This is a genomic window from Rathayibacter tritici, assembly GCF_002932875.1.
Taxonomy (GTDB): Bacteria; Actinomycetota; Actinomycetes; order Actinomycetales; family Microbacteriaceae; genus Rathayibacter; species Rathayibacter tritici.
On the sequence record NZ_PSWS01000002.1, the window covers coordinates 37,606 to 51,663 of the forward strand.

Sequence of the window (14,058 nt, forward strand, 5' to 3'; positions counted from 1 at the left end):
GGTGCGAACCGAGGCGGAGCAGGTGGTCACCGTCTTGTGGAGTGCCCACCGTCACGCCGGGACGCCGGCGCGCCTGCCCGACGTCGACCCGACGCCCGGACCCTTCGAGGGGCGCTCCCGGCGGGGCGACGCTCGGCCGGCGTCTGACCGGGACGCTCGCGACGACGCGGCCGGACGTCGTCGCGATCGCGCGGACCGCTCCCGTCCACCGACCGTTCACCTCGCGACAGGATGCGGCGAGGGCTCCGGCGCTGCCAGGCTGGGCGGATGACTCCGCAGCCCTCTCGCCTCCGACCCTTCGGCCCGTCAGGTGCCACCGTCACCCGGCTCACCCTCGGCACCTCGTGGCGGCCCGAGCGCGTCGCCGACGTCGACCGGGTGCCGGCCCTCGAGCGCGTCCTCGACTCCGACCCCGGCTCCCGGCCCGTCTCGGTGATCGACACCTCGAATGAGTACGCGGGCGGCCACAGCGAGCGCCTGATCGGCGAGGCGCTCGAGGCGCGCGGCGGAGTCCCCGAGGGCATCACCGTGGTCACCAAGCTCGACCGCGATCCCAGCACCGGCAGCTACTCGGCCGAGCGGATGCGGCGCAGCCTCGACGAGAGCCGCGAGCGCCTCGGGATGGACGTCCTCCCCCTGCTCTACCTGCACGACCCGGAGCGCATCTCCTCTGACGAGGCCTTCGCGGAGGACGGCCCCGTCCGCGCGCTCGTGGCGATGAAGGAGCTGGGCGTCGCCCTCTCGATCGGCATCTCGGGCGGCCCCGCGCCGATGCTGCGCCACTACGTCGACACCGGGCTGTTCGACGCGGTGATCACGCACAACCGTTTCACGCTGGTCGACCGCTCGTCCGAGGAACTCATCGATGCCTCCGTCGACCGCGGCGTGACCGTGGTCAACGCGGCGGTCTACGGCGGAGGCGCGCTCGCGCGCTGGCCCGAGCCGGTCGCCTCCTACGCATACCAGCCCGCGCCCCGTGAGATCGTCGACGCCGTCGCGGCGATGGGAGCGGCCTGCGACCGGGCGGGTGTGCCGCTCGCCGCCGCGGCGCTGCAGTTCTCGACCCGCGACCGGCGCGTGACGACGACGGTCGTCGGCGCCACCTCCGCCGAGCACTACGACTCGCTCGTGGCCGACGACGCGCTCGAGATCCCCGACGCGCTGTTCGAGGAGCTGGAGTCGCTCGCTCCGCCGAGCACCGCCTGGCAGGACGCGCCCGGGTCGACCTGGCCGCGCTGACCCGGGCATAGCCGGGCTCTACGCCCGGTTGGAGCACGTGACCCCCTCCGCGAGATGCCACTTACGCACGCCTCCCCCGGCGTGTCGCGTACCTAAGTGGCATCTCGCGGAGCAGCACGACAGGAGAGACATGACCGACACTGCACTGTTCCAGCCGCTGACTCTGCGCTCGAGGACCGCCCGCAACCGCCTCTGGGCGGCGCCGATGTGCCAGTACTCGGTGGAGGCGCAGGATGGCGTGCCCACGCCGTGGCACCTCGTGCACCTGGGCTCCCTCGCGCGCGGCGGAGTCGGCGTCGTCATCGCTGAGGCGACCGCGGTCGTCCCCGAGGGCCGGATCAGCCCCTGGGACACCGGTCTGTGGAGCGACGAGCAACGCGACGCCTGGGCGCCGATCGTCGACTTCGTGCACGGGCAGGGTGCGCTCGCGGGCGTGCAGCTCGCCCACGCCGGACGGAAGGCCTCGACCTACCGCGAGTGGAGCGGACGGGGCTCGGTCCCGCTGGAGGACGGCGGCTGGCTGAGCCTCGCTCCGTCGGCCGTGGCGTTCGACGGCTACGCACAGCCGCGGGAACTCTCTGCGGCGGAGCTGCCCGACATTGTCGACGCATTCCGCTCCTCCGCCCGCCGCGCCGCGGATGCCGGCTTCGATGTGATCGAGCTGCACGCCGCGCACGGCTACCTGCTGCACCAATTCTTGTCGCCGCTCTCCAACCGGCGCGATGACTCTTACGGCGGCTCGCTCGAGAACAGGGCGCGCCTGCTGCTCGACGTCGTCCGCGCAGTCCGGGCCGAGATCGGCGAACTCGTGCTGCTCGTGCGCTTCTCGGCGACCGACTGGGCCGAGGGCGGCTGGACGCTGGACGAGACGATCACCGTCTCGGAGTGGGCGCGCGCCGAGGGCGTAGACCTCTTCGACGTGTCCACCGGCGGTCTCGTGCACGCGAGCATCCCGGTCGCTCCGCTCTACCAGGTGCCCTTCGCACGCGACCTGCGGAAGGCGACGGGTGCGCCCGTTGGAGCCGTGGGACTGATCACCACGGCGGAGCAGGCGGAGGGCGTCATCGCGAACGGCGACGCCGACGTCGTGCTGCTCGCCCGCGAGCTGCTCCGTGACCCGAATGCTCCGGTGCGGATGGCGCACGACCTCGGCGCGCCGCTCCCGGTGCCTCCGCAGTACACCCGCGCCTGGCGCTGAGCCCCCACCGTGAGATGCCACTTGTGTGGACGCGTCACGGCGTGTCGCACGCACAAGTGGCATCTCGCGGAGGAGCGACCCGGCGGAGAGCGGTTAGCTCTCGGCGGGCTCCTCGGGAGCGTCCTCCTCGGGGTTGAAGTGTGAGTCTCCGGAGACTCCTACCGCCAGCCCGTCCTTGGAGTCGGGGATGGTCTCGTCGTCGCCGAGACCGTTCGCCTTTTTCTCGCCGTCCGACGAGGCAGGTGCATCCGTCACCGCTCAGGCCTCGACGTCGCCGCGCCAGGCACCGTCAGGGGTGCCCTGCTTCTCGATGTACTCCTTGAAGTTGTTCAGGTCCTTCTTCACAGCGTGGCTGCCGGCGCCGACGAGCGAGCCGAGGGTCTCGAGGAAGCCCTTCGGCTCCCAGTCGAGCTGCACGGTGACGCGGGTCTCGGTGTCGGAGAGCTTGTGGAAGGTGACGACGCCCGCGTGGTCGGTCTCGCCGCCGGTGCTGTTCCACGCGACGCGCTCGTCGGGGTGCTGCTCGGTGATGTTCGCCTCGAACTCGCGCTCGACGGGGCCGACCTTCACCTTCCAGACGGTGAGGGTGTCGGTGACCTGCTGGATCGACTCGACCTCGTCGAGGAAGCGCGGGAACTCCTCGAACTGGGTCCACTGGTTGTAAGCGACGGACACGGGGACGGTGACGTCAACGGTCTCGATGATCTGCGGCACGGTGGTGCTCCTTGCTGTCTCACTCGGTGTGCGGCGTTCCGCTGCTGCGGTCGTCACCTCGACGTTAGGCGGGAGACCCCTGGGAGCGCACCGGGTTGCGGACTGCTTCGAACGTGGTAAACGCTGCGCCGCTCCGGGCCTGTGCGGTGAGACACCGCCCGGCGGGTGGAGGCGGAGGCGCCTCAGCCGTCCTGGGGGTCCCCACCGAGCTGGCCGATGACGGGGAGGGGCCCACCGTCGTCAGCGCCGGTCCGGCGCCAGCGAGCGATCGCGTTGCCGAGGTGGTAGATCACCAGGGCCGCGCCGGCTCCGAGGACGATGCCGCCGAGCTCGAAGCCCCCCGACGAGAACGAGAAGCCGGCGATCGCGATCACGAGCGAGACCGCGGCCGTGTACTGGTTGACCGGGCGCGAGAAGTCGACGCGGTTGTCGATCCAGATCTTGATGCCGATCACACCGATGAGGCCGTACAGCGCGGTGGTCGCGCCGCCCAGGACTCCCGCCGGGATCGAGTTGAAGACAGCGCCGACCTTGGGCGAGAGGCTGAGCAGGATCGCGGTGATACCCGCGACCCAGTAGGCGGCCGTCGAATACACCCGGGTGGCGGCCATCACTCCGATGTTCTCGCCGTAGGTGGTGGTTCCGGAGCCGCCGAAGGCACCCGACAGCGTGGTGGCCAGGCCGTCGGCGATGAGCGCACGGCCGGTGCTCGCGTTGGCGGAGGCGTCGGTCATCGTCGCGACTCCGCGCACATGCCCCACGTTCTCGGCGATCAGCACGAGCACGACCGGGAGGAACATCGCGATGCCCGACCACGTGGATCCGGACCCGAAGTCGGGAAAAGTGAACGGCGGCAGGCCGAACCAGTCGGCCGCGCCGACCGTGGAGTAGTCGATCTCGTCGCGCACGAGCGCCACCACGTAGCCGATGAGCACACCGAGGAAGATCGAGACGCGACCGAGAAAGCCCCTCAAGAACACGCTCGACAGGATGATCGCGGCAAGCGTGATCGTCCCGGTGACCGGCGCTTTCTCGAAGCTGGTGTAGGCGGTCGGAGCCAGGTTGAAGCCGATCAGCGCCACGATCGCGCCGGCCACCACGGGCGGCATCAGCCTGTCGATCCAGCCGAGGCCGACGACCTGCACCACGACACCGACCGCGGCGAGCAGCAGCCCGACCGCGACGACTCCGGCGAGCGCCGACCCCGTCCCTCCGACCGTCGTCGCCGCCGTCACCGGCGCGATGAACGCGAAGCTCGAACCGAGGTAACTGGGCAGCCGGTTGCGGGTGACCAGGAGGAACAGCAGCGTGCCGACACCCGAGAAGAGCAGGGTCGTGGCGACCGGGAACCCGGTGAGCACGGGCACCAGGAACGTCGCTCCGAACATGGCGACGACGTGCTGGATGCCGATCGCGACGGTTGCGGGCCAGCTGAGCCGTTCACCGGGAGCGACGACGGCGCCGGGCTCGACGGTACGGCCGTCTCCGTGCAGGGTCCAGATGGGCATGGGGCTCCTCGGCGGGAAAGGAAGGCGGGGGTCGGAGTTCACAGTAGCGAGGGGCCTGGCCTCCCCGGAGCCCTCGTCCTACGATCGGGCCATGCACTCCGGCGGCTGTCTCGACGAGGCGGAGTACTGCGCGCACCTCGAGGAGTGGGCCGCCCGGGTCCGCGCCTCCTTCGGAGATCTGCCGCTGTGGGCGGTCTGCGGCTGGAGTGGTCGGCGCCTGCTCGGCGAATGGATCTTCTCGGGCGCACCGCACGGCCTGGCGTTCCTCGGGGCCGGCGCGGTCCGCGGCGGGTCGGGTCCCTCCGTCGAGACGCGGACGACCCTGGGCGATCCCCGCCGGGACGTCGCGCTGCTCTGCGGCCGCGAGGAGTCGCCGGTCTCGTTCGTCCGCCCGGAGGCGCTCCCCGCGCCGACCCGCATCGCCGAGATCGCGGTCGACGGGGAGCAGGAGCCGTTCGAGGTCTGGGAGGGCGACGGCGCCGTCCGCGCGGCCGCCTCCGTGCGCGGGCACGTGCTCACCCTGGAGTGCCGCGGCGTCGGGCTCGACCGGCTCGCGCTGGCCGAGGTGGACGACATCGAGCCGTTCGTCGCGGGCTGGCTCGAGGACGCGGGCGCCTTCGGGCGCTGACGGGTCGCTCGTTCCTCTGCTCCGCGGTCCTCCTCGGCCCCGTCACCGCGCGGCGCGCCGGGCCCTGGCGAGCGGCACCCGGCACCGAGGAGGAGCATGGAGGCATGCCAACTCCTCTCGCGGGCCCGGAGCGCTTCGCCGCTCTCGCCGCCGCGATCGCCGACCCCGTCCGCCGCTACCTCTGGCGCCGCACCGACGAGGCTCAGGCCGACGACGTCCTCGCTTCGACCCTCGGCGTGCTGCACCGCCGGTGGGACGACCTCCCGGACGGCGACCCTGTCCCGTGGGCCATCGGAGTCGCGCGGCTGCAACTCCAGACCGCCCGGCGGGTGCAGCGGAGGCAGGTGCTGCTGGCGCAGCGGGTCGGCGTCGTCGATCCTCCGCAGGTACACGACGAGGAGGCGTCCGATGTCGCCGCCCGCCTCGCTCTAGCCCGGGTCCGCGAGGCCGATGCCGAGCTCCTCAGGCTCTGGGCGTGGGAGGGGCTCGACATCCGCGGCATCGCCGTCGTGCAGGCCGAGTCAGCGGAGTCGGTCGCGATGCGCCTGGACCGAGGGCGGACGGAGTTCGCCGAGCTTCTCGCCGGCCAGGAGCGCAGCTCATCGGCCGAGGACCCGCGCTCGGTGCTGCACACCATCGACCCCGCCGCGACGCTCCCCCCACTCGCTCCGGTCGAGCTCGCCGCTCATATCGCGGCGGCAACCGGCGGGCCCGGCAGGCAGGAGCCGTCGACGTCGGTGTATCGCCGCCGTTCCCCGTGGCTCACGGTCGGCGTGGGAGCGCTCAGCACCGCGGCGGCCGCGTCGCTGCTGCTCCCCTTCGCCCTCGGTATCGGCGGCACATCGAGCACGTCGTTCCAGCTCTACAGCACCGGCGGACCGGGCGCCGTCTGCTCACCGGTCACCGCGGAGGCGCTCTCCCCCGCCCAGGTCGCCTTCCGCGCGGAAGTGCGCGGCATCGACGGCGCGGTCGTCACCCTCCACGTCCTCGACCGCTACGCCGGAGAGGTCGGTGACACGGTGACGCTCACGCAGGCCGCCGAGTCGGCCGTCGACGGCGCGCCGATCACCTTCGAGAACGGTGTCGACTACCTCCTCGCGGCCGACGGAGACACGATCCTCACCTGCGGGCTCAGCGGTCCGAGCTCACCGGAGCTGACCGCGCTCTACCGGGAGGCGTTCGCACTGCGCTGAGAGGACATCGCAGACGGGTGTTCACCGGCGGGGGAATCGCAGCCGGAAGGAATCACAGCCGGGCGCTCGCCGCAAGGGGCTCCTGCGGGGCGAGGATCCCGTCGCAGGCTGAAGGTACCGATCCTTCTGGAGGCAAATGATGTTCTTCCACGTGCAACGACTCATCAACGACATCGAGCAGGACGAACCGGATCCGGCCGCCGCCAACGCCCTGCAGGAGGGGCTCGGCGGGCAGTTCGGCGAGATGCGCACAATGATGCAGTATCTCTTCCAGGCCATGAACTTCCGCGGCGCCGACGCGAAGCCCTATCGGGACCTGATCCAGGGCATCGGCACCGAGGAGATCAGCCACGTCGAGCTGATCGGCACGACTATCTCGCGCCTGCTCGACGGTTCTCCGCGCTATCAGGGGAAGCCGACGGATCCGCTCGACACCCCGGGCGCGGGCGGCGCGACACCACTCAGCATCGCGCTGGACACAAGCAATATCCACCACTACCTCGTCGGCGCCCAGGGCGCACTGCCCGTCGATGCGGCAGGCAACCCGTGGAGCGGCAGCTACGTCTACAACTCGGGCAATCTCGTGCTCGATCTGCTCTATAACCTGATGCTCGAATCCACTGGCCGCCTGCAGAAGTGCCGCATCTACGAGATGACCGACAACAAGACCGCGCGCTCCACCATCGCCTACCTGATCGTGCGCGACCAGGCGCACGAGAACGGCTATGCGAAGGCGCTCGAAACGCTCGGTGTCGACTGGAAGAAGACTCTTCCCATCCCGAAGACGAACGCCGAGAAGTTCCCCGAGGTCAAGAAGCTCGTCGACCTCGGACTCCAGAGCAAGCAGTACACGTTCGACCTCGACGGCGCGTCGGAGGCGGGGAAGATCTACCGCGGAGCCTCGCCCTCGAATGATGGCACGGACCTCGAGTCGAAGGAGCAGGCGCCCGAGGGCGTCCCCTCCGTTATCGCACCGGAGCGCTTCGAGGAGTTCTCGCCGGGCCTGGACCCCGAGCTGCTCAAGCTCATCCAGACCACAGCCGAGATGGAGCTCGACGAGATCAGCTCCTTCTACGGACCGACTGCGAAATGACTGGTCGGGCCCCGCGTGCAGGCGCTGCGCGGGGCCCGATCCGTCGTGCCGACAGGAGGCACGCATGCCGGCGTTCCGGCTCCTCGCCCCGCTCCACACGAGCGGCGCCGCTCTGAACGACCTCGTCGGCCCAGGCCTCCGACTCCTCGGCGACGGCGGTGCCCGCGTGACGAGCGTCACCCTCGCCCACCGCGAGATCCGGCCGGGAGCGCTTTTCGCCGCACTGCCCGGTCGCCACGCGCACGGATCGAGATTCGCCGCCGCCGCAGCCCAGGCGGGAGCCGTCGCGGTGCTGACCGACGACGACGGGATCGAGGCGGCACGCGCCTGCGGACTCCCCGTCCTGGTCAGCGCCGACCCCCGCGCCGCGCTGGGCGGGATCGCCGCCCGCGTTTACGGCTCCGACCGCACACGAATGACGCTCCTCGGCGTGACCGGCACCAACGGCAAGACCAGCACCGTGCACCTCCTCGACGCGGTGCTCCGGCAGCTCGGCATCGTCTCGGGCCTGAGCTCCACCGCACAACGCCGCAGCGGCGACCACGTCGTGGCCAGCCGCCTCACCACGCCCGAGGCTTCGGAGCTGCACGCGCTCCTCGCCCGGATGAGCGAGGACGGCGTCGAGACGGCCGCGATCGAGGTCAGCGCCCAGGCGCTGGTGCGCTCGCGGGTCGAGGGGATCGTGCTCGATGTCGCCGGATTCACCAACCTCAGCCACGACCACCTCGACGACTTCGGCGACCTGGACGAGTACCTCCGCACGAAGCAGCGCCTGTTCACTCCTCTGCGCAGCCGCCGCGGTGTCGTGGTCGTCGACACGGAGGCGGGACGCCGAGTCGCCCGCGAGGCCGCGATCCCGGTCGTCACGCTCTCGACAGACGGCGACTCGGACTGGCTGATCGACGTGCTCGACACCTCGTTCGACCGAACGCGGTTCCGACTCGCCTCCCGCGACGGCTGGTCGATGACCACCTCCGTCCCCCTGCTCGGACGCCACATGGCCTCGAACGCGGCGCTCGCACTGGTGATGCTGATCGAGGCGGGGCACGAGCGCGACGGGCTGGCGGCGGCCGTCGGCTCCGGGATCGACGTCACCGTACCCGGGCGGACCCTGCTCGTCTCGGGTGCCGACGGGCCGCGGGTCTACCTCGACTTCTCACACACCCCCGACTCGGTCGCACATACCGTCGACGCGTTGCGCGAAGTGACTCCCGGGCGAGTGCTCGTCATCCTCGGGGCCGACGGCGACCGCGACCCGAGCAAGCGCGCGCCGATGGGCCGGGCGGCGGCCGAGCGCGCAGACCTGGTGATCGTCACCGATCACCACCCGCGCTTCGAGGACCCCGCGCTCATCCGCCGTGCCCTCGTCGACGGCGCCCGCCGCGTCGAGCGCTGCGAGGTGCGCGAGATCGCGGAGCCGGCCGACGCCGTCCGCGCCGCACTGCGACGGGCGGGCCCCGCCGACTCCGTCCTCTGGGTCGGCCCCGGCGACACCGACTACCGCGTGGTGGGCGCCGTCGACCTGCCCTACTCCCCCCGCGCCGACACGGCCCGTGCCCTCGCCGAAGCGGGCTGGAGCGTCGACCTGCTTGACTGACCGAGTGTTCTCGACCCTCCCGGTGCGTCGCATCCAGGCCCACCCCGAGCACCCCCTCGACCTCGCGCAGTGGCCGGCGACGCTCGCGCCTGTGCGGCAGGTGCTGACCGAGGGCTGGGACCTCGGCGCGGTCACCGTGATCACCGGCGAGAACGGCTCGGGCAAGTCGACGCTGCTCGAGGCGGTCGCCCTCGCCTACGGCCTGAACGCCGAGGGCGGCTCGACCGGCGCGATGCACCGCTCCCGCGTCTCGGAGTCGGACCTGGCCGAGCACCTGCAGCTGGTGCGCGGAGCGGGCGCCTCGAAGCGCGGCTTCTTCCTCCGCGCCGAGACGATGCACGGCTTCTTCAGCTACCTCGAAGACGTTGGGATCGACGGCGGATACCACGAGCGCAGCCACGGCGAGTCGTTCCTCGACATCGTGATGAAGCGCTCACGGATCCGCGGCCTCTGGCTCCTCGACGAGCCGGAGTCCGCGCTCTCCGTCTCGGGGTGCCTCGCTCTGATCGGACAGCTGCGCGACCTGATCGCCGGCGGCTCCCAGGTCCTGCTCTCCACCCACTCGCCGATCCTCGCCGCCCTCCCCGGAGCCGACCTCTACGAGCTCGACGAGACCGGCCTGCGCGACTGCCGCTACGACGACCTCGACCTGGTGCGCACCTGGCGCAGCTTCCTCGATCAGCCGGCCCGCTTCCTCCGCCGGCTGGAGTAGCTCGGCTCCAGGTTCCGCCTCGTCCGCCGCTCCGAGAAGGCTCGCTCGGCCGATCGCGTTCATAACGAAGGATGAACGTCGGCGGCGCCGGGCGTTCTGGCGGATCCGCGGGCGCACGGATGAAGTCTTCCTGAGTTGTGAACGCGATCAGGCCGCTGCCTCTTCCGAGACCACCCAGCCGGCTCCCTCGAGCCGCTCCAGGATCGAAGAGACGCCGCCGGCCGTGCGTCCGCTGGGCTTGGTCACGGTTATGCCCCAGGTCGCGCCGTCGGAGTCGGAGAGCGTCCGGAGGAGGTCAGCGGTGGCGGGACGAGATGCTGGAGTGGCTGAACAGGAGGGATGCTCTCCAGGCAGGAATGGACGCGTAAACGCAGGCCAAGCAGCCGCATAGGCAATTCCACTCTGCGGATTCTCAAGTGCCTGCCAACCCCTGACATACTCCGCAGATGACCGAGTTCAACCCCGCAGTCTTCCCCGACTCCACCCCCGCTGTCCCGAAGAAGACGGGCAACGGGCTGGGCCTCGCCTCCCTCATCATCGGGATTCTCGCGCTGGTTGGCGCCTTGATCCCGATCGTCAACTACGTCTCGGGATTCCTCGCCTTCATCGGACTCGTCCTCGGCGTCATCGGTCTTTTCCTCAAGGGCCGCTCGCGGGGCACAGCGATCGCCGGCGCCGTTCTCAACGCTGTCGCGCTCATCCTCTCGATCATCCTGGCGATCGTGTACACGGCAGGATTCGCGAGCGGCGTCTCGGACGCGATCGCCACTGCGCAGGCCGAGAGCTCCGAGGCGGCCGCCGTGCCGCGCACCCTTGTCTACGAGGTCAGCGGTACCGCGGCCTCGGCGTCGATCACCTGGTCGACCTTCGACGGAACAACCTCCGGCTCCGAGCAGGCGACCGGCCAGGTGCTCCCTTTCACGAAGGAGCTGCAGATCCAGACCGGCGGCGACTTCACCTTCCAGAGCTTCACTCTGTCCGCTTTGAACGGCGTCGACGACGAGGGCGACATCAGCTGCCGCATCACCCTCGACGGCGAGGTCGTCGCCGAGCACACCAGCACCGGCGCCTTCGCATCCGCGCTCTGCACGGCCACCCCGGAGTAAGCGCCGTGCGGAAGCCTTTTCTTGCGATGCCACTCGTCGCGGCGACCCTCGTCGTAACCGCCTGCACCGCCACCCAGCCGGCCGCGGCCCCCCTCGAGTCGACGGCTACTCCGACTCCAGAGATGTCGGTCGGACCGGCCTTCGTCGAGCTCGACACCTCTCAGGCGGCGTCTCGTTATCTCGACCTCGTCTGCCCGAATAACATCGCGATCAATAATCTCTCGGAGGTCTTCTCCGCCGGCGAGGACGACCTCCTGAACGGGGGCTCCCCGGACCCCGCAGGGGTGCATGCGGCCGCTTCAACTCGCCTCGATCTGACGAGACGGACGCTGACACTTCTCGACGACTCCTACTACCACTGGCCGAGCGAGGTCTCCGAGCAGCTGGAAACCATTCGCAGCTCCTTCCTCGCGGAGTTGTCCACACTCGACACGATGGCCAACTCGGCTGACTTCCGGGACGCCTACTACACGACCTTCCCCGAAGCGACCGCCGAGCAGCAGAGCGCGGGGCAGGAGGTCCGCTACGCGCTGGGCATCGATGCAGACACGGTCGCCAGCTGCGTCGGGCACGAGAACGGGGTCGACATCCTGACCGCCGAAAAAGAGAAACGGGAAGCGACCACCTAAGACCTAAGCTGTTCCACCCCGGCGCCCGGCGCACCGCGAAAACAGGTGCGCCGACCGTCTCGCTGCCAGCGGGCTTCACCTCGACGGGTCCGGCGGCGGGTCTCGAGCTGGCGGCTCCGTGTGGCGAGGACGCGACGCTGCTGGCCATGTCGTCGACTCCGAGCAGGCGCTCCGCACCGCGTCGCTCCGTCTCGACGCCCGTCTTCGCGATCGCCGGACCGGCGCCTGAGCCGACCGCGACGCCGACCGTCCTGCTGGTGGAGCCGACTTCGGAAGTGTTGGCCCAGCCCGGAGCCGCCCTCGCGCACACGGGCGTCGCGCGGACGACCGGTCTCGCTGCGCCGGCCCTCACCCTCCTTGCCAGAGGGGAGGGTGCCGTCGTTGTGACCGTCCGACACGAGTCCGCTCACCGGTAGGCCGGAGCCCACACGCACAACGTCAGCTGAGAGCAACTGTCAGCCACGATGGTGGATGACAAGCACTCTCAGCCGACGTTGTGCGCGTCAGTAGCGTCGACTAGTGGCGGAACATCCGCGCCGTCGTCTCGAAGAGCCCCTTCACCGGGCGCTGCTGCTCGCCCTGCTGGGCGCCGAGGACGATGATGACAGCGGTCAGCACGGGAATCGCCCACTGCGTCACCTTCTGCACACGGAGGGCCGTGGTCAGTTCCTGCGAGTTCTGCGGCGACGCTTCGGTCACGCCGGGGGCGCCCTCGTCGGCGTGCTTGGCCTGCGTCGCTCCGGCGACCGCGGCGACGACGGAGGCGGTGCCGGCCAGGCCGGTGACGATCGTCTTCACAACGGTGTTGGTGCGGCTCTCGCGCTGGTTGCTGAGACGGGTCTTGTTGGCAAGGATCAGGCCGATACCGCCGACGCCGTGGGCAGCAATCGCGGCGAGCTGCACCGGGGTCCAGCGCGCCCAACCGTTCGAGGCGAGGCGGAGGCGCTCCGCAGGATCGGACGAGGTGGACGCGGCGCCGTTCAGGCCGACTGCGCCCATCAGCGAGCCGCCGAACCAGGCGGCGGCTCCAAGGTCGTGGAGACTGCGGACGAGGGTGTTGCGGGAGGGCATGGGTCCTCTTCTCTGCCGGGTGCGAGCGCCGGCGGTGGTCGGCGGATGCGAACTCCTCCGACGCTACGCGCGCCCCAGAACGGCGCACGGGGCTTGACCTCTCCCCCTTCGACGCGATCCTCTGAGTGCCGTCCTCTCCGGCACGCTCCGCTCGTCTTTCCGGCGCGCTCCGCTGGAGGTATTCGATCGACCCGAGGAGCCCTGCAATGCCCACCGACGACGACAAGCGGACGACCCGTGACGAGTTCCACGACGCCGTGAACATGACCGCGAAGGAGCTCGAGGATTGGCTCGACACGAACGAGTCGAAGAAGGTCGGGCAGAAGCCGGAGGGCGGCGGCGAGTCGGTCGGCCACGAGAGCGGGCGACGCATTGTCGAGCTGCTCGGCACGAAGCAGGCCGACCTCGACGACGACGACTACGCGCACATGACGAAGGTTGTCGGCTACGTCCACCGGCACGCGAAGCAGCGCCCCTCTGGCGACGTCACCGAGACGAAGTGGCGCTACTCGCTGATGAACTGGGGTAACGACCCCCTGAAAGAGTGACTCGGCGCCTCCCCGGAAGTCGTCCGGGGGAGCTCGTGGTGCAGATGTCGGCATGATGGACCCGTGGAGACTCTCGACGTTGTGGCCGCAGTGATCATTGATCGTGGCCGAATCCTCGCGTGCCGACGGCGCGTGGGTACAGCCTCGGGCGGTCTCTGGGAGTTCCCGGGCGGCAAGATCGAATCAGGAGAGTCGGCTCAGGCAGCACTCGCCCGGGAGATTCGCGAAGAACTGGGCGTCTCTCTTGAGGTGGAACAAGTACTCACAGTAGATGAGACACAGGTCGGTGCTCTCCGAATTCGCTTGCAGTGCTTCAGAGCCGCCCTTCGCGATGCTCGCCCCGACGAGAGCACCGATCACGACCACCTTGTCTGGCTCTTGCCGAGCGAACTTCCCGGGCTTGACTGGGCGCAGCCTGATCTGCCGGCGGTTCGTCTCCTGTCGTCTGCGGAGCGATGAGGTCGAAGTATGTCCACTTCCGCGCGCCCGGGAGGCAGTGACACCTGCCGATGAAGGGAGAATCACACACGTCCGGGCTGACCGGAATGCTTGTGAGCAGCAGGGTTTCTCGCTCTTGGTGACCTTCCTCGCTGCGCGTCGCCCGATATCGTCCCTTTTCCTCTCCGCCTGCTTGACCGCTGAGATCGAGATCTTCATCGGTCTGGTCGGTCTGCTTGGCGGGCTGGTCATCGCCGGGCTCGCGGTCGTCGCAGGGGCCGGCCGCGACGTCGTCGGCCGCGGCGCCCGGCGCGACGGGGGCTCGACGGGGAGCGGCGCGGTCGGCTCAGCCCGGTGCGGGACGGTCGGCTGAGCGGGCAGGAC

16 protein-coding genes are annotated in these 14,058 nt (G+C 70.1%); 12 read left to right on the forward strand and 4 right to left on the reverse strand.

The genetic code is table 11. From position 1 onward, the window contains the following. Positions 1-267: 267 nt before the first annotated feature. Together C5D07_RS00790 and C5D07_RS00795 are read left to right on the forward strand one after the other, a co-directional pair. Complete coding sequence (locus C5D07_RS00790) at positions 268-1,239, forward strand: aldo/keto reductase (RefSeq protein ID WP_170063470.1); 972 nt, start codon at positions 268-270, stop codon at positions 1,237-1,239. A 130-nt stretch (positions 1,240-1,369) separates the two neighbouring features. Beyond that, entirely contained in the window at positions 1,370-2,437 is a 1,068-nt protein-coding gene (locus tag C5D07_RS00795; RefSeq protein ID WP_104258395.1) for an NADH:flavin oxidoreductase/NADH oxidase, read from the forward strand. A 93-nt stretch (positions 2,438-2,530) separates the two neighbouring features. On the opposite strand, the gene C5D07_RS15565 is transcribed toward C5D07_RS00795, so the two are convergent. From C5D07_RS15565 to C5D07_RS00805, 3 genes are all read right to left on the reverse strand, one after another. After that, a complete protein-coding gene (locus C5D07_RS15565) occupies positions 2,531-2,692 on the reverse strand; it encodes a hypothetical protein (protein ID WP_170063471.1) in 162 nt (53 codons plus the stop codon). Between the two features lie 3 nt (positions 2,693-2,695). Further along, on the reverse strand, positions 2,696-3,151 hold the full coding sequence (locus C5D07_RS00800; protein WP_068255527.1) for an SRPBCC family protein: 456 nt from the start codon (positions 3,149-3,151) through the stop codon (positions 2,696-2,698). A 182-nt stretch (positions 3,152-3,333) separates the two neighbouring features. Next, on the reverse strand, positions 3,334-4,659 hold the full coding sequence (locus tag C5D07_RS00805) for a uracil-xanthine permease family protein (RefSeq protein ID WP_104258396.1): 1,326 nt from the start codon (positions 4,657-4,659) through the stop codon (positions 3,334-3,336). A gap of 91 nt (positions 4,660-4,750) precedes the next feature. On the opposite strand from C5D07_RS00805, the gene C5D07_RS15570 reads away from it, so the two are divergent. The 7 genes from C5D07_RS15570 to C5D07_RS00840 all read left to right on the forward strand — a co-directional run bounded on the left by C5D07_RS15570 (position 4,751) and on the right by C5D07_RS00840 (position 11,617). Next, positions 4,751-5,287 carry a hypothetical protein gene (locus tag C5D07_RS15570; protein WP_170063472.1) on the forward strand — a complete coding sequence of 179 codons (537 nt, stop codon included), beginning with the start codon at positions 4,751-4,753 and terminating at the stop codon, positions 5,285-5,287. Positions 5,288-5,391: 104 nt separating this feature from the next. Next, positions 5,392-6,480, forward strand: coding sequence for a sigma-70 family RNA polymerase sigma factor (locus C5D07_RS00815; RefSeq protein ID WP_104258398.1), 1,089 nt, complete (start codon positions 5,392-5,394; stop codon positions 6,478-6,480). Between the two features lie 139 nt (positions 6,481-6,619). Then, complete coding sequence (locus tag C5D07_RS00820; protein WP_068257644.1) at positions 6,620-7,573, forward strand: manganese catalase family protein; 954 nt, start codon at positions 6,620-6,622, stop codon at positions 7,571-7,573. A gap of 64 nt (positions 7,574-7,637) precedes the next feature. Further along, positions 7,638-9,170 (forward strand): Mur ligase family protein, encoded by a 1,533-nt coding sequence (locus C5D07_RS00825; protein ID WP_104258399.1) that lies wholly within the window; start codon positions 7,638-7,640, stop codon positions 9,168-9,170. A gap of 4 nt (positions 9,171-9,174) precedes the next feature. Next, the gene (locus C5D07_RS00830; RefSeq protein WP_104272072.1) at positions 9,175-9,882 is read left to right on the forward strand and encodes an AAA family ATPase; all 708 of its coding nucleotides are present in this window, start codon (positions 9,175-9,177) and stop codon (positions 9,880-9,882) included. 446 nt (positions 9,883-10,328) lie between these two features. Next, a complete protein-coding gene (locus C5D07_RS00835) occupies positions 10,329-10,988 on the forward strand; it encodes an MmpS family transport accessory protein (protein WP_104258400.1) in 660 nt (219 codons plus the stop codon). Between the two features lie 26 nt (positions 10,989-11,014). Further along, entirely contained in the window at positions 11,015-11,617 is a 603-nt protein-coding gene (locus C5D07_RS00840) for a hypothetical protein (RefSeq protein WP_104258401.1), read from the forward strand. 516 nt (positions 11,618-12,133) lie between these two features. Here C5D07_RS00840 and C5D07_RS00850 read toward each other — a convergent pair. Then, the gene (locus tag C5D07_RS00850) at positions 12,134-12,688 is read right to left on the reverse strand and encodes a hypothetical protein (protein WP_068255549.1); all 555 of its coding nucleotides are present in this window, start codon (positions 12,686-12,688) and stop codon (positions 12,134-12,136) included. Positions 12,689-12,894: 206 nt separating this feature from the next. Here C5D07_RS00850 and C5D07_RS00855 point away from each other — a divergent pair, with 206 nt between their 5' ends. The 3 genes from C5D07_RS00855 (at position 12,895) to C5D07_RS15575 (ending at position 14,047) form a co-directional block, all read left to right on the forward strand. Continuing rightward, entirely contained in the window at positions 12,895-13,236 is a 342-nt protein-coding gene (locus tag C5D07_RS00855; protein ID WP_068255552.1) for a DUF3140 domain-containing protein, read from the forward strand. 63 nt (positions 13,237-13,299) lie between these two features. After that, positions 13,300-13,695 (forward strand): (deoxy)nucleoside triphosphate pyrophosphohydrolase, encoded by a 396-nt coding sequence (locus tag C5D07_RS00860; protein ID WP_084416047.1) that lies wholly within the window; start codon positions 13,300-13,302, stop codon positions 13,693-13,695. A gap of 172 nt (positions 13,696-13,867) precedes the next feature. After that, on the forward strand, positions 13,868-14,047 hold the full coding sequence (locus C5D07_RS15575) for a hypothetical protein (protein ID WP_104272404.1): 180 nt from the start codon (positions 13,868-13,870) through the stop codon (positions 14,045-14,047). The last annotated feature ends 11 nt before the right edge of the window (positions 14,048-14,058 follow it).

Bases quoted from the DNA above. Each gene is read 5' to 3' on its own strand.
- C5D07_RS00790 (WP_170063470.1), top strand. From the start codon at position 268: ATGACTCCGCAGCCCTCTCGCCTCCGACCCTTCGGCCCGTCAGGTGCC.
- C5D07_RS00795 (WP_104258395.1), top strand. From the start codon at position 1,370: ATGACCGACACTGCACTGTTCCAGCCGCTGACTCTGCGCTCGAGGACC.
- C5D07_RS00805 (WP_104258396.1), bottom strand. From the start codon at position 4,659: ATGCCCATCTGGACCCTGCACGGAGACGGCCGTACCGTCGAGCCCGGC.
- C5D07_RS15570 (WP_170063472.1), top strand. From the start codon at position 4,751: ATGCACTCCGGCGGCTGTCTCGACGAGGCGGAGTACTGCGCGCACCTC.
- C5D07_RS00815 (WP_104258398.1), top strand. From the start codon at position 5,392: ATGCCAACTCCTCTCGCGGGCCCGGAGCGCTTCGCCGCTCTCGCCGCC.
- C5D07_RS00820 (WP_068257644.1), top strand. From the start codon at position 6,620: ATGTTCTTCCACGTGCAACGACTCATCAACGACATCGAGCAGGACGAA.
- C5D07_RS00825 (WP_104258399.1), top strand. From the start codon at position 7,638: ATGCCGGCGTTCCGGCTCCTCGCCCCGCTCCACACGAGCGGCGCCGCT.
- C5D07_RS00835 (WP_104258400.1), top strand. From the start codon at position 10,329: ATGACCGAGTTCAACCCCGCAGTCTTCCCCGACTCCACCCCCGCTGTC.
- C5D07_RS00840 (WP_104258401.1), top strand. From the start codon at position 11,015: ATGCCACTCGTCGCGGCGACCCTCGTCGTAACCGCCTGCACCGCCACC.
- C5D07_RS00850 (WP_068255549.1), bottom strand. From the start codon at position 12,688: ATGCCCTCCCGCAACACCCTCGTCCGCAGTCTCCACGACCTTGGAGCC.
- C5D07_RS00855 (WP_068255552.1), top strand. From the start codon at position 12,895: ATGCCCACCGACGACGACAAGCGGACGACCCGTGACGAGTTCCACGAC.